This is a genomic window from Klebsiella sp. C239 (assembly GCF_048822715.1).
Classification (GTDB): Bacteria; Pseudomonadota; Gammaproteobacteria; order Enterobacterales; family Enterobacteriaceae; genus Klebsiella; species Klebsiella quasipneumoniae.
Map to the genome: position 1 here is coordinate 353,764 of NZ_JBMEZK010000002.1, position 13,840 is coordinate 367,603.

Annotated in this window: 14 protein-coding genes; 7 read left to right on the plus strand and 7 right to left on the minus strand. The window is 58.4% G+C overall.

Annotated features, from left to right (window positions below; all coding sequences use genetic code 11):
- The first annotated feature begins 92 nt into the window (after nt 1-92).
- Nucleotides 93-1,019, plus strand: coding sequence for a LysR family transcriptional regulator (locus ACOI6Z_RS06830; RefSeq protein WP_023290910.1), 927 nt, complete (start codon nt 93-95; stop codon nt 1,017-1,019).
- On the opposite strand, the gene ACOI6Z_RS06835 is transcribed toward ACOI6Z_RS06830, so the two are convergent.
- On the minus strand, nt 985-1,698 hold the full coding sequence (locus ACOI6Z_RS06835) for an aspartate/glutamate racemase (protein WP_023290911.1): 714 nt from the start codon (nt 1,696-1,698) through the stop codon (nt 985-987). The genes ACOI6Z_RS06830 and ACOI6Z_RS06835 overlap by 35 nt on opposite strands.
- 139 nt (nt 1,699-1,837) lie before the next feature.
- Here ACOI6Z_RS06835 and ACOI6Z_RS06840 point away from each other — a divergent pair, with 139 nt between their 5' ends.
- A complete protein-coding gene (locus ACOI6Z_RS06840; RefSeq protein WP_023290912.1) occupies nt 1,838-2,164 on the plus strand; it encodes a cupin domain-containing protein in 327 nt (108 codons plus the stop codon).
- Here ACOI6Z_RS06840 and ACOI6Z_RS06845 read toward each other — a convergent pair.
- The gene (locus ACOI6Z_RS06845; protein ID WP_032428974.1) at nt 2,161-2,358 is read right to left on the minus strand and encodes a hypothetical protein; all 198 of its coding nucleotides are present in this window, start codon (nt 2,356-2,358) and stop codon (nt 2,161-2,163) included. The genes ACOI6Z_RS06840 and ACOI6Z_RS06845 overlap by 4 nt on opposite strands.
- A gap of 259 nt (nt 2,359-2,617) precedes the next feature.
- On the opposite strand from ACOI6Z_RS06845, the gene ACOI6Z_RS06850 reads away from it, so the two are divergent.
- The 4 genes from ACOI6Z_RS06850 to ACOI6Z_RS06865 are packed head-to-tail and all read left to right on the plus strand — an operon-like array spanning nt 2,618 to nt 6,846.
- Nucleotides 2,618-3,508, plus strand: a complete 891-nt coding sequence (locus ACOI6Z_RS06850) for a carbohydrate ABC transporter permease (RefSeq protein WP_002915995.1) — start codon at nt 2,618-2,620, stop codon at nt 3,506-3,508.
- Nucleotides 3,501-4,403: a carbohydrate ABC transporter permease gene (locus tag ACOI6Z_RS06855; protein WP_023290913.1), complete on the plus strand. Its 903-nt coding sequence runs from the start codon at nt 3,501-3,503 to the stop codon at nt 4,401-4,403. The genes ACOI6Z_RS06850 and ACOI6Z_RS06855 overlap by 8 nt, the downstream gene beginning before the upstream one ends.
- A gap of 12 nt (nt 4,404-4,415) precedes the next feature.
- On the plus strand, nt 4,416-5,543 hold the full coding sequence (locus ACOI6Z_RS06860) for an ABC transporter ATP-binding protein (protein WP_017899248.1): 1,128 nt from the start codon (nt 4,416-4,418) through the stop codon (nt 5,541-5,543).
- Between the two features lie 16 nt (nt 5,544-5,559).
- Nucleotides 5,560-6,846: an ABC transporter substrate-binding protein gene (locus ACOI6Z_RS06865; protein WP_065812379.1), complete on the plus strand. Its 1,287-nt coding sequence runs from the start codon at nt 5,560-5,562 to the stop codon at nt 6,844-6,846.
- 59 nt (nt 6,847-6,905) lie between these two features.
- On the opposite strand, the gene ACOI6Z_RS06870 is transcribed toward ACOI6Z_RS06865, so the two are convergent.
- The 4 genes from ACOI6Z_RS06870 to ACOI6Z_RS06885 form a co-directional block, all read right to left on the minus strand.
- Nucleotides 6,906-8,249, minus strand: a complete 1,344-nt coding sequence (locus ACOI6Z_RS06870) for a carbohydrate porin (protein WP_065812380.1) — start codon at nt 8,247-8,249, stop codon at nt 6,906-6,908.
- A 121-nt stretch (nt 8,250-8,370) separates the two neighbouring features.
- The gene (locus ACOI6Z_RS06875) at nt 8,371-9,804 is read right to left on the minus strand and encodes a glycoside hydrolase family 32 protein (RefSeq protein WP_032429209.1); all 1,434 of its coding nucleotides are present in this window, start codon (nt 9,802-9,804) and stop codon (nt 8,371-8,373) included.
- A 19-nt stretch (nt 9,805-9,823) separates the two neighbouring features.
- The gene (locus ACOI6Z_RS06880) at nt 9,824-11,065 is read right to left on the minus strand and encodes an MFS transporter (RefSeq protein ID WP_023290917.1); all 1,242 of its coding nucleotides are present in this window, start codon (nt 11,063-11,065) and stop codon (nt 9,824-9,826) included.
- A gap of 12 nt (nt 11,066-11,077) precedes the next feature.
- Nucleotides 11,078-11,212: a hypothetical protein gene (locus tag ACOI6Z_RS06885; protein ID WP_032429210.1), complete on the minus strand. Its 135-nt coding sequence runs from the start codon at nt 11,210-11,212 to the stop codon at nt 11,078-11,080.
- 94 nt (nt 11,213-11,306) lie between these two features.
- Here ACOI6Z_RS06885 and ACOI6Z_RS06890 point away from each other — a divergent pair, with 94 nt between their 5' ends.
- Nucleotides 11,307-12,302: a LacI family DNA-binding transcriptional regulator gene (locus ACOI6Z_RS06890; RefSeq protein ID WP_065812388.1), complete on the plus strand. Its 996-nt coding sequence runs from the start codon at nt 11,307-11,309 to the stop codon at nt 12,300-12,302.
- On the opposite strand, the gene ACOI6Z_RS06895 is transcribed toward ACOI6Z_RS06890, so the two are convergent.
- Nucleotides 12,299-13,720: a sugar porter family MFS transporter gene (locus ACOI6Z_RS06895; RefSeq protein WP_004205402.1), complete on the minus strand. Its 1,422-nt coding sequence runs from the start codon at nt 13,718-13,720 to the stop codon at nt 12,299-12,301. The genes ACOI6Z_RS06890 and ACOI6Z_RS06895 overlap by 4 nt on opposite strands.
- Nucleotides 13,721-13,840: the final 120 nt, after the last annotated feature.

Below are 13,840 nucleotides of genomic sequence, written 5' to 3' on the forward strand. Positions count from 1 at the left end.
TTACGCCACAGCGCCGGACGAATAAAAAATATCGTTTTATCGCGACTCTATGCAAAAATGATATAGTTCCAGCCGAGCCTCAGGGAGACTGCATGCCAGCCGTCAATTTGCGTCATATCGAAATCTTTCATGCGGTGATGACCGCCGGCAACCTGACCGAAGCCGCGCGGATGCTGCATACCTCCCAGCCCACCGTCAGCCGCGAGCTGGCGCGCTTTGAGAAGGTGCTCGGCCTGCGGCTGTTTGAACGGACCCGCGGTCGCCTGCAGCCAACCGTGCAGGGCCTGCGCCTGTTTGAGGAGGTTCAGCGTTCCTGGTACGGCCTGGACCGCATCGTCAGCGCCGCCGAGAGCCTGCGCGAGTTCCGCCAGGGCGAGCTGTCGATAGCCTGTCTGCCGGTCTTTTCCCAGTCCTTTCTGCCGCTGCTGTTGCCGCCGTTCCTCGCCCGCTACCCGGAGGTCAGCCTGCAGATCGTCCCCCAGGAGTCGCCGCTGCTGGAGGAGTGGCTCTCCGCCCAGCGCCATGACCTTGGCCTGACGGAGACCCTGCATACCCCCGCGGGCACTGAACGCACCCCGCTGCTGACGTTGAATGAAGTCTGCGTGCTGCCCGCCGGCCATCCGCTGGCGGCGCAGACGACGCTGACCCCCGCCGATTTTCAGGGCGAGAACTACATCAGCCTGTCGCGCACCGACAGCTATCGCCAGCTGCTCGACGCCCTGTTCCTTGAGCATCAGGTCAAGCGGCGGATGGTGGTCGAAACCCACAGCGCGGCCTCGATCTGCGCCATGGTGCGCGCCGGCGCCGGGATCTCGGTGGTTAACCCGCTGACCGCCCTGGACTATGCCGATAGCGGCGTGGTGGTGCGCCGCTTCAGCGTCGAAGTGCCGTTTACCGTCAGCCTGATCCGCCCGCTCCATCGCCCGCGATCGGCGCTGGTCGACGCCTTCGTGACGCACCTGCAGCAGAGTCTGCCGCAGATCCTCACGCCGCTGGCGTCGGTTCTGCAGAGAGCATAAAGTTGACCGCGTCCTCAGCGTGGATCGCCGCGGTGTCAAAGACCGGCAGCGGGCTGAGCTCGGCAGGCACCAGCAGGCCAATTTCCGTGCAGCCGAAAATAACCCCTTCCGCCCCCTGCTCCGCCAGGGCGGCAATCACCTGCAGATAATAATCCCGCGACGCCTCGCTGAAGGTGCCGAGACAGAGTTCGTCGAAAATGATCTGATTGATCCGCGCCCGATCGTCGGCCTCGGGGATCAGCGTCTCGATGGCAAACTGCGCCTGCAGACGACCCCGGTAAAAGGTCTGCTCCATGGTATAGCGGGTGCCCAGCAGCGCGACCCGCCGCTGGCCCTTGGCGGCAATCGCCCTTCCGGTGGCGTCGGCGATATGCAGAAAGGGAACCTGGCAGCGGGCGGCGATGGCATCCGCCACCTTGTGCATGGTGTTAGTGCACAGGACAATGCCCTCGGCGCCCGCCTGCTGCAGCCCAACCGCGGCGTCGGCAAGGATCGCGCCGGCGCGATCCCAGTCGCCGGTGGACTGACAGGCTTCAATCTCGTGAAAATCGACGCTATGCAACACCAGTCTGGCGGAGTGCAGCCCGCCCAGTCGCGCCTTCACGCCTTCATTAATCAGGCGATAGTAAGGGATCGTTGACTCCCAGCTCATGCCGCCTAACAGGCCAATGGTTTTCATCTTTTGCTCCTTATGTTGTTTCTGCCAGTGAAACAAACTTGTGATCAACTTTCCACTTCTCTGGCCGCGTATTTCTTTTTCATGAAGAGTGAGATAACTTAAGTGAAACAATGTTTCAGTTTAACAACAGGATCGGCAGATGTTTATTTTCCATAAAGACACCACCCTTGAAGACCTTGGCAATGGCGTAACCCGCCGCATTCTGGCCCATGACGGCAAAATGATGGCCGTGGAGGTGAATTTTGCCGCCGGCGCCGTCGGCCCAATGCATAACCACCCTCACGAACAGCTCACCTACGTGCTCTCCGGCGAGTTCGAATTCACCATCGGCGAGGAGACGCGCGTCGTCAGCGCTGGCGATACGCTGTACAAGCAGCCGGGGATCATGCACGGCTGCGTCTGTCTGCAGCCTGGCACGCTGCTCGATACCTTTACCCCCATCCGCGAAGATTTCCTCCAGGGTTAATCCATGTCGGGGGGCGCTTGCCGCCCCCGGTTATCTATCTGTACCTTCGAATAAAATATACCAGCAAAATCATTACCCTGATAATAATATTCCCCGCCTCGCTTACGCTGATATTTCATACTTTTCAGCCCCTCACAAACGCCTAAAATGCTTACCATCTCACCTTTTTGAAACATCGTTTCGACTTTGATCACATTTCCATCCAGATCTGCATGACGCGGAAATAAATCGCAATAAAATGAAATTAAAACGGTGTTTTATAAAAAACAGTTCAGCATAAAAAAAGAGCCTGACGGCCCCTCCACGCTGGGCCAGTTAAAACCTAATCCATTCATTAACAAGGATATGTTAACCAGAGGAAGCGTTCAGACTTTTTTGCGTGGTTCGCGGCCAAAGGCCGACAGCGCCGCGTCACCGGATCCGTATTACAACTCGTAAGCCAGGTAGGTATGTATGAATGAAAACAAGCTGCTGGGATTGGCATGGATATCGCCCTATATCATCGGGCTGATTGTCTTTACCGCTTTTCCTTTTGTTTCATCTTTCTTTCTCAGTTTTACTGAGTACGACTTGATGAGTCCGCCGGTATTTAACGGCATTGAAAACTATCGCTATATGTTGACCGAGGATAGCCTGTTCTGGAAATCGATGGGGGTGACCTTTGCCTACGTCTTTTTAACTATCCCCTTAAAACTGGCTTTCGCCCTCGGCATTGCCTTTGTGCTCAATTTCAAACTGCGCGGTATCGGCTTTTTCCGCACCGCCTACTATATCCCGTCGATCCTTGGCAGCTCGGTGGCGATTGCCGTGCTGTGGCGCGCCCTGTTCGCCATTGACGGCCTGCTGAACAGTTTTCTCGCCGTCTTTGGCATCGATGCCATCAACTGGCTGGGGGAACCCTCGCTGGCGCTGATGTCGGTCACCCTGCTGCGCGTCTGGCAGTTTGGTTCCGCGATGGTCATCTTCCTCGCCGCGCTGCAGAACGTCCCGCAGTCGCAGTATGAGGCGGCGATGATCGACGGCGCCTCGAAGTGGCAGATGTTTATGAAGGTCACCGTGCCGCTGATCACCCCGGTGATTTTCTTCAACTTTATTATGCAGACCACCCAGGCGTTCCAGGAGTTTACCGGCCCGTACGTGATAACCGGCGGCGGCCCGACCTATTACACCTACCTGTTCTCGCTCTACATCTACGATACCGCCTTTAAGTACTTCGACATGGGCTATGGCGCCGCGCTGGCGTGGGTGCTGTTCCTCGTCGTGGCGGTCTTTGCGTCGATAGCCTTTAAGTCATCGAAATACTGGGTCTTCTATTCCGCCGATAAGGGAGGCAAAAATGGCTGATATTCAACAGATGGCGCCGGTGATAAGCGACGCCGATCGTGAGGTCGCCCGTACGCTGCGCCGGGAAAAGGTGAGCCGGGTGGTGCGCTACGTCGTGCTGGTGTTCGTCGGCCTGCTGATGCTCTACCCGCTGGCGTGGATGTTCTCCGCCTCGTTCAAGCCGAACCATGAGATCTTCACCACCCTCGGGCTGTGGCCGACTCACGCCACCTGGGACGGGTTCATCAACGGCTGGAAGACCGGCACCGAATACCATTTCGGCCACTATATGCTGAACACCTTTAAGTATGTGATCCCGAAGGTCGTGTTAACGATCATCTCCTCCACCATTGTGGCGTACGGCTTCGCACGCTTTGAGATCCCGTGGAAGAAGTTCTGGTTCGCGACGCTCATCACCACCATGCTGCTGCCGAGCACCGTCCTGCTGATCCCGCAGTACCTGATGTTCCGTGAAATGGGGATGCTGAACAGCTATCTGCCGCTGTATCTGCCGCTGGCCTTCGCCACCCAGGGATTCTTTGTCTTCATGCTGATCCAGTTTCTGCGCGGCGTCCCGCGCGATATGGAAGAGGCGGCGCAGATCGACGGCTGCAACTCCATCCAGGTGCTGTGGTATGTGGTAGTGCCGATCCTCAAGCCGGCCATTATCTCGGTGGCGCTGTTCCAGTTCATGTGGTCGATGAACGACTTTATCGGTCCGCTGATCTACGTCTACAGCGTCGATAAGTATCCCATCGCGCTGGCGCTAAAAATGTCTATCGACGTCACGGAAGGCGCGCCGTGGAACGAAATTCTGGCAATGGCGAGCATCTCCATTCTGCCGTCCATCATCGTCTTCTTCCTGGCTCAACGCTACTTCGTGCAGGGCGTGACCAGCAGCGGAATCAAAGGTTAAGAGGGAAATATCATGGCTGAAGTGATTTTCAACAAACTGGAAAAAGTTTACTCAAACGGGTTTAAAGCGGTGCATGGTATCGACCTGAAGATTGCCGATGGCGAATTTATGGTGATCGTCGGCCCTTCCGGCTGCGCCAAATCGACCACCCTGCGCATGCTGGCGGGTCTGGAGACCATCAGCGGCGGCGAGGTGCGGATCGGCGATAAGATCGTCAACAACCTGGCGCCTAAATCCCGTGGTATCGCGATGGTGTTCCAGAACTACGCCCTCTACCCGCATATGACAGTAAGGGAAAACCTCGCTTTCGGCCTGAAGCTGAGCAAGCTGCCCAAGGCGCAGATTGATCGGCAGGTGGAGGAAGCGGCGAAAATTCTTGAACTGGAGGAGCTGCTGGAGCGTCTGCCGCGCCAGCTCTCCGGCGGCCAGGCGCAGCGCGTGGCGGTGGGCCGGGCGATCGTCAAAAAACCGGACGTCTTCCTGTTCGACGAACCGCTCTCCAACCTGGACGCCAAGCTGCGCGCCTCGATGCGCATCCGCATTTCCGATCTGCATAAGCAGTTGAAAAAATCCGGTAAACCGGCGACCACCGTCTACGTTACCCACGATCAGACGGAAGCGATGACCATGGGCGACCGCATCTGCGTGATGAAGCTCGGCCACATTATGCAGGTCGATACCCCTGACAACCTCTACCACCAGCCGAAAAATATGTTTGTCGCCGGCTTCATCGGCGCGCCGGAGATGAATATTCGCCCCAGCCAGCTGGTTGAACACGACGGCCGCCTGTGCCTGACCCTTGGCGACCAGCGCCTGCCGTTGAACGACCGTCTGGCGGAGAAAGTCGGCGCGTATCAGCATCAGGAGGTGTTCTACGGGGTCCGCCCGGAATTCGTGTCGCTCTCCGACGCGCCGTTCGCCGAAGGCGGCTGCATGGGCGAGATGGTGCGGGTGGAAAACATGGGCCATGAGTTCTTTGTCTATCTGCAGGTCGCGGGCTACGAGCTGACCGCTCGCGTGCCGTCGGACGATGCGAAGCCGATGATAGCTAAGGGACTGAATCGAAAAGTCTATTTCACCTTTGATCTTAACAAGTGTCACATCTTTGACGCCAAAACCGAACAGAACCTCTCTCTGTGAACCCTGGAGCATAACAATGAAAAACGTGCTGATAAGCGCCACCCTCTCCGCCACCCTGGGCCTTAGCGCCTTCTCCTCGCTGGCGCAGGATGTCGACCTGCGTATGTCCTGGTGGGGGGGCAATGGCCGCCATCAGGTGACTCTCAAGGCGCTGGAGGCTTTTCACCAGCAATATCCCGATATCAATGTCAAAGCGGAATATACCGGCTGGGACGGCCATCTTTCGCGCCTGACCACCCAGATAGCCGGCGGCACCGAGCCAGACGTGATGCAGACCAACTGGAACTGGCTGCCGATTTTTTCGAAAAATGGCGAGGGTTTTTACGATCTCAACACTCTGAAAGACGAGATTGATCTCAGCCAGTTCGACGCCAAAGAGCTGCAGTCCACCACGGTCAATGGCAAGCTCAACGGCATCCCGGTGTCGGTCACCGCCCGGGTCTTCTACTTTAACGACGAAGCGTGGAAAAAAGCGGGCATCCCCTTCCCGAAAACCTGGGACGAACTGCTGGCGGCGGGGAAAACTTTCGAAAGCAAACTCGGGAAACAGTACTACCCGGTGGTGCTTGAGCACCAGGACGTGCTGGCCCTGCTCAACTCTTACATGGTGCAAAAATACAACCAGCCGGCCATCGATGAGAAAGGACGCAAATTCTCCTACAGCAAAGCGCAGTGGGCGGACTTCTTCGGCATGTATAAGAAGCTTATCGACAGCCATGTCATGCCGGACACCCGCTACTATGCCTCCTTCGGCAAGAGCAACATGTACGAGATGAAGCCGTGGATCCAGGGTGAATGGGGCGGGACCTACATGTGGAACTCCACCATCAACAAATATTCCGACAACCTGAAGCCGCCGGCGAAGCTGGTGCTGGGGGAATACCCGATGCTCCCCGGAGCCACCGATGCCGGACTGTTCTTCAAGCCTGCGCAAATGCTGTCGATTGGCAAATCGACGAAAAACCCGCAGGCGGCGGCGAAAGTGATTAACTTCCTGCTGAACAGTAAAGAAGGGGTGGATATTCTCGGACTAGAGCGCGGCGTGCCGCTGAGTAAAGCGGCGGTCGCCTACCTGACCGAAGACGGGATCATCCAAGCCGACGATCCGGCGGTGTCCGGTCTGAAGCTGGCGCAATCCCTGCCCACCACTCTGCCGGTCTCGCCGTACTTCGACGACCCGCAGATCGTCGCCCAGTTCGGCACTACCCTGCAGTACATCGACTACGGTAAAAAGTCGGTAGAAGAAGCGGCCGAGGACTTCCAGCGCCAGACCGACCGCATTCTGCGCCGCGCGATGCGCTAACCTGCCCGTCGGAAACCTCCCGCGGCGTCCGCCGCGGGAGAGCCTGCCTGAGTATCCTGTCAGAAGAAATATTTAAAGCGCACCCGGGCGCCGTAGCGTTCATCGGGATTCCCACTCTTCGCTGCCGTGGAATCGAGCCACGAGGCATAGGCGCCAAGGTAAATATTGAAGTTCGGCATCGCCATAATATTCGGCAACTGCCAGGAAGTATGCACGGTGTGGATGTCATAGCGCCCCGGCGCGAGGATTGCGCAGTCGTCATCGCACTCGCTGCTCACCCCGGCCATGTTGAACTGGTCGATTTTGTTATGCGCGTAGATATAGCCCAGCTCCACGCGATGCCACAGGGCGTTGATCCCGGCGCTGAAGTCGGTTTCGTCCGCCGCGTCCAGCAGGGCGGTACTCAGATTGATCACCGCCCCGTCCTGCGGATCGCTTTTCAGGGTGTTCCAGCTCATGGTCATCCCGTAGCCGGTACGGTTTGACTGGTCGACCCAGCGCCCGCCCTGGTTCTGATAGCCGTAGGCGTTGTTGACGAGGTTGCTCTCTATCGCCGCCGCCGCCGACCACGCGCCGGACTGCCACACCGCCACCGGCCGCACGTACACCACGTTTTTGCGGTTTTCCAGCGCATTACCGTGATAGTTCTGATCGACAAACAGCGAACTGCCATCCTCCACCAGGGTGTTAACCTCGAAATACCAGTTATCCACCGTTTTGCTGAACAGGAGGTTGCCGCCGCTGCTGCTGCGCCCGCGCCCCTCTTTCATCATGTAAATATAGCCATAGCCGTCGGAATAGAGGTCGTTGGCGGTATTTCCTGAATATTCAATAAAGGTATCCTGATTCAGGGGGAACATATCCCAGGCTTCAAAGCGGCCTATTTTTATTTTCCAGTCATCCTGCTGACCAAAGAAAAATACCGCATCATCGAGATTCATTTTGCCATCCATATCCGCCAGGGGCTGCACGCTGAATCCGGCATATTTCCCGTCGGCGCCATTACGTCTGCCATCGAAACCCAGCAGAATACGGCCATTAATATCCCAACGCTCTTTATCACCGGGCGCCCAGCTTTTATTCGCGCTGGTTTTGACCGACGTCAGGCTGCCGGTGCGGCTGGCGCCATCAAGATTAAATTCGACATCGCCATAAAATTTTAATTCGCCATTGTCGTTTAGCTGCAGGCGCGGCGTAGCCGGCGCCGCGCGGGCGACCGTCGTGGCCTGCTGCTGGCCTTTGAGCGTCTTAATCTCCGCCTCTGCGCTGGCGGCGCGCGCCTCCGTCGCCTTCAGCCGCTGCTCCATTTGCGCCAGCCGATCCTCCAGCGATAACGGCGCCTGCGCCATCGCCTGTGGCAGAGAGAGAGACGTGAGAAAACACCCGACCCAGATTTTATTCATCGGTAAACCCTTTTATTATGAAATGAACTAAATTTGTTATTAATGGGTAATGCACGACGATGCAGGCAATAATAACCCGCCCATCGTCAAAGACGGGTTATTAACGACAACAGCCTTATTATTATTCGAGCTGCCAGGCTCCGGCTTCAGTTAATGCCGCTGAGCCGCTCCAGGCAAATAACGCTAATTCACGGCGGGGAGCCTGCGGATAGATACGGCTGCTCAGGCAGGCTTCGCCGTCATTGACAAACACCTCCACCGAAGAGCTATCGAAAAATATCCGCAGATTGAGATCCGCCCCCGCGGTCAACGGCACGCTGCGCGTCCCGCACAGGCCATGCTGCGGATAATGCCGCTCCAGCACCAGACGCTGCTGCTGGGCATCCACGTAGAGGCGCAGGCCATCGCCAAAGCGCAGACCATACTGCTCGGCGCTGCTGCGGGCGCAGTTCCAGCGCAGGTTCACCTCCATCGCCTCGCAGTTGTCGACCATCGTGGTCTGCTGATTGTTCAGGGTGCTTACCGGCCACGGGAACCAGGCGCCGCGCAGACTCTCCACTTCTTTCGCCGGGCGCATCTGCAGGCGGTTATCCGCGCTCAGGCTCAGCTCGCGCGGCAGGGAGAGCATGCCCGCCCAGCCGTCCTGCTGCTCCGGCAACGGTGATTCCCACATATCCAGCCAGCCAATCACGATCCGCCGGCCATCGGGGGTGGCGAAGCTTTGCGGCGCATAGAAATCGTGGCCGTGATCCATCTCTCTGAACTCGCCGTGGCGGACGAATCGCTGCCCCGGCTGCCACTCGCCGATCAGATAGCCGCTCTGGAACAGGTTGCGGTTGCGGAACCCCTCGGCCTGCATCCCCTGCGGGGAAAACATCAGAACGCGTTTGCCGTTGAGGGTGAAGAAGTCCGGGCACTCCCACATATAGCCCATGGCGCTTTCCGCTTCATCCAGCACCCCCACATCCTGCCACTGGCGCAGATCGGCTGAGCGGTACAGCCGCACCTGGCCGGTATCGCCTTCGCGCGCGCCGACGATCATGTACCAGCTGTCTCCTTCCCGCCAGACCTTCGGGTCGCGGAAGTGGTGCATGCCCGGCGGGGTGTCGACCACCATCCCCTGGCGCTCGAAGTGGATCCCGTCCCGGCTGGTGGCCAGACACTGTACCTGATACAGATTGGCTTCGTCGCCCGGATCGCCGTGGAATTTATGCCCGGTGTAAATCAGCGCCAGGGTATCGCCATCGACCACCGCCGAGCCGGAGAAGCAGCCGTCTTTATCCTCCGGCCCCTCCGGCGCCAGGGCCACCGGCAGATGCTCCCAGTGCACCAGATCCTTACTCCGCGCGTGCCCCCAGTGCATCGGCCCCCACTGAGTGGAGTACGGGTGATGTTGATAAAAGGCATGGTACCAGCCGTCGAACCACACCAGACCGTTGGGGTCGTTGATCCACCCGGCGCGGGCCGCCAGGTGATAGTGCGGATACCAGCGCAGATTGAGCGCCTGGCGTTGTGTCTGGAGTACCTGTTCAGCCCTGGAGATTGTGTAAGTCATCATTTTCACTCTTTTTGATTCAGACAGCGGTAGGTTGCGACACCAGCGGATCGGCGGAGGATTTGCCGGAGCGCAACAAGAAGATGGAAATAAAGGTGGTGCAGAACACCAGCAGGCCCATGATCAGATAGGACTGAGCGAAGCCATATTTTTCATAGCTGTAGCCCGCCAGCGGCGACAAAACGCTGGCGATAATCGAGCTGGTGCAGGCGAAGCCCACCAGATAGAGGGTGGAGGAGAGGCGTTTATCGAAGTTGATGCTGTTGTACTTAAAGATAGCCACCAGCAGTATCGGCAGCTCCACCGCGTGCAGCAGTTTAGTGATGGAGATCAGCAGCGGCCCCTCCACCAGACCGGAGGCCACCATGCGCATCGCCATCACCATGCCGGCGAAAATCAGACCATTTTTGGCGCCGATGCGGTTCACCAGCCACGGCGCGCAGAACATGCCGGCCGCCTCGAGGAACACCTGGAAGGAGTTGAGGTAGCCATACATCTCATTGCCTTCCTGCAGGGTCGCGAACTGCGATGAGAAATAGACCGGGAACTGCTGGTCATAGACGCCGTAGATGCAGGTGCCGATGACGAAGAAGACCAGCGCCCAGAAGCGCGGCAGCGTCAGCAGGCGCAGCGCATCTTCCAGGGTCACCTTGCCGCCCGAAACCGCCTCCTGCATCGCATGCGGCGCCGAGGAGACGCGCAGCCGCGCCAGCAGGATAAAAAACACCAGTCCGGAACAGCTGGCGACGAGGAAGTTAAGCTGCGGGTTGATGTTAAACAGCAGACCGGCGAAGAAGGTGGCCACCGCCCAGCCCAGCGAGCCCCACATCCGCGCCCTGCCGAATTCAAACTGGCTCTGGCGCGCCACGCGCTCGGTATAGGATTCCAGCACGCCAATGCCGCCGTTAAAGGTCAAGCCGATGTAGATCCCGCCGAAGATGCTGCCCAGCAGGACGTTAATTTTCAGCAGATGGCCGAACAGCAGATACGCCGGACCGGAGAGGATCAGCAGCGCGGTGATATACCAGAGCAGATGTTTGCGCAGCCCCAGCTTATCCTGGATAAAGCCATAGCAAACTTGCGCAAACAGCGCGGAAACCGACAGAACGGCGTAGATGATACCGGTATCGCCGGCCTTCAGCCCGACCTCCTGGTGCAGCCAGATGGAGAGCAAGGAGCCGGATGACGACCAGGTCACGAAAAAGAAAAACAGTAAGGCACTGAGCAACGGGTAGCTGTGTGAGTGATGCGCTTTCATCATGACATTCTCGTGTTAGAGGAATGCAATTATGGTAACGTTAACAAAAAACAAAGCGCAGGGGGATTCGCTGCGATACATGATGTTAATCACAAAAGTTAACGTTAACATAATGAAGATGCGATCGCGATCAAATATTAACCGCGGCAGCGTGGAGGACGAGGCTAGCATAAAATCGTTTCACGCTTTTACATCAGCGACTTAGTTGTATAGCCTGTACTCTGCAGCTATGGCGGAGGAAAAAATGGCGTCCCTGAAAGATGTAGCAAAACTGGCGAATGTATCTCTGATGACCGTCTCTCGGGCGCTGAACACCCCGGAGCGGCTCAAGCCGGAGACGCTGGCCCGCGTGCAGGCCGCCATCGCCGAAACCAACTATGTCCCCGACCTGTCGGCGAAAAAGATCCGCGGGGCGCGGGCCACCCCCAGCACCATCGGCGTGCTGGCGCTGGATACCGTCACCACCCCCTTTTCGGTGGAGATCACCCTCTCGATCGAAGAGACCGCCCGCGCCCACGGCTGGAACAGCTTTGTGGTCAACATGTTTTCCGACGATCGACCGGAAGCGGTGGTCGACCTGCTCCTCTCCCACCGTCCGGACGGCATTATCTTTACCACCATGGGCCTGCGCCAGGTGCCGCTGCCGGACAAACTGCTGACCCTGCCCTGCGTGCTGGCCAACTGCGAAAGCCTCAGCCAGCCGGTGGCCAGCTATATCCCGGACGATGAACAGGGTCAGTACGACGCGGTAAAAGCCCTGCTTGCCGCGGGCTATCGTCGTCCGCTGTGCCTGCACTTACCCGCCAGCCAGCTGGCGACAATCCGCCGCCGTCAGGGGCTGGAGCGCGCCTGCCGGGAGGCGGGCATCGAACCGGACAGCCTGACCCACTCGTATATGGCCCAGGGCGATGAGCATTACCACGATATTTCGGGGGTGGTGATGGCGCATATCCGCGAGGGTAAACCCGGCTTTGACTCGGTGATTTGCGGCAACGACCGCATCGCCTTTATGGTCTATCAGACGCTGCTGGGCCAGGGGCTACACATTCCACAGGACGTGGCGGTGGTGGGATACGACAATATGGTGGGCATTGGCGATCTGTTTCTGCCGCCGCTCTCCACGGTGCAGCTGCCGCACTACGACATCGGGCGCCTGAGCGCCCTGCATATCATTCACGGCGACAACCATCGGGAGACGCGCAAGGTCGCCAGCCCGTGGCTGCCGCGCGCCTCACATTAACGGTTACCGATGTTGCGCAGCTTCTCGCCCGCCATCAGGTTGCGCTCAATGTGCTCGAGGGTGACATTTTTGGTCTCCGGGATCAGCCAGAAGGTGACGCCGATAAAGGCCACGTTGAGCACCGTGTAGAGCCAGAAGGTCCCGGCGGCGCCGATCGCGTCAAGCAGCGTCAGGAAGGTGGCGCCGATGATCATGTTCGACACCCAGTTGGTGGTGGTGGAGCAGGTGATGCCGAAGTCGCGGCATTTCAGCGGCTGGATCTCGGAGCAGAGGATCCACACCACCGGCGCCGCGCTCATCGCATACCCGGCAATACACATCATGGTCATGCCGACGGAAAGCCAGGAGAGGCCGCTGGAGGCGGTGCCATTGTCGAACTGCATCAGGCAGTAGCCGAGCACCAGGGTGCCCAGCGCCATCACGCTGAAACCGATTTTCAGCGCCGGCTTGCGGCCCGCTTTATCCACCGTGAACACCGCGATAAAGGTGGCAAACATAAAGGTCAGGCCCACCACCAGGGTGGCGATCATCTGCTGTTCGGTAGTGGTAAAGCCCGCCATTTTGAAAATACGCGGGGCGTAGTACATGATGATGTTCATGCCGGTGAACTGCTGCATCGCCTGCAGCAGCATGCCAAGGAACACCGCCCGGCGCACGTTACGATTGACCTTGAACAACGCCCAACCGCCCTGCTTCAGCTTCAGGCTTTCGCGGATCTCGTTAAGCTCATCGCGCGCCTTCTCCGAGGTATCGCGCAGCATCCGCAGCACCTCTTCCGCTTCGATATGGCGCCCTTTCTCCGCCAGCCAGCGAGGGCTGTTCGGCAGAAAGACGACCAGAACGATCAGGATCACCGCCGGCAGCGCCAGCACGCCCAGCATGGCGCGCCAGTTACCGCTGTAGCTAAAGGCGGTATCGGAAAGAAACGCCAGCACAATGCCGAGGGTCACCATCAGCTGATACATACTGATCATTTTTCCGCGCACGTTCTCGCTGGCCATTTCGGAGAGGTACAGCGGCGCGGTATAAGAGGCGATCCCAACGGCCACCCCCAACACCACGCGGGCCACCAGCAGCACTTCCACGCTGGCGGCAAAAGCGGAGCCGATAGAGCCGGCGACAAAAAGCACGGCCCCCGCCATCAGGCTGTATTTGCGGCCAAGGCGGAACGACAGCCAGCCGTTAAACAGCGCGCCTATCGCCGCCCCCAGCATCATGCTGCTGACCACCCACTCCTGAAGCTGGCTGGATAAGGTGAAGTGGTCGGTTATAAAGGGCAGCGCCCCGGATATCACGCCGATATCCAGGCCAAAGAGCAACCCCGCCACCGCCGCGGCGATAGAAACAAACCAGTTCATCCGCCGAGTGTCACGTTGCGCCCGCGGCGTTAATGCAGAGTCGTTACTGATTGAAGTCATTTTTATTCCTGCCACACAGAGAAAGACATAGGACGAAAGTACGTGACTGGCGGAGGAGTTTGTCAGGCTGGATACGCCAAAGATATGGACTATTTTGCTGGCAAGATGGGTTTTGTGATG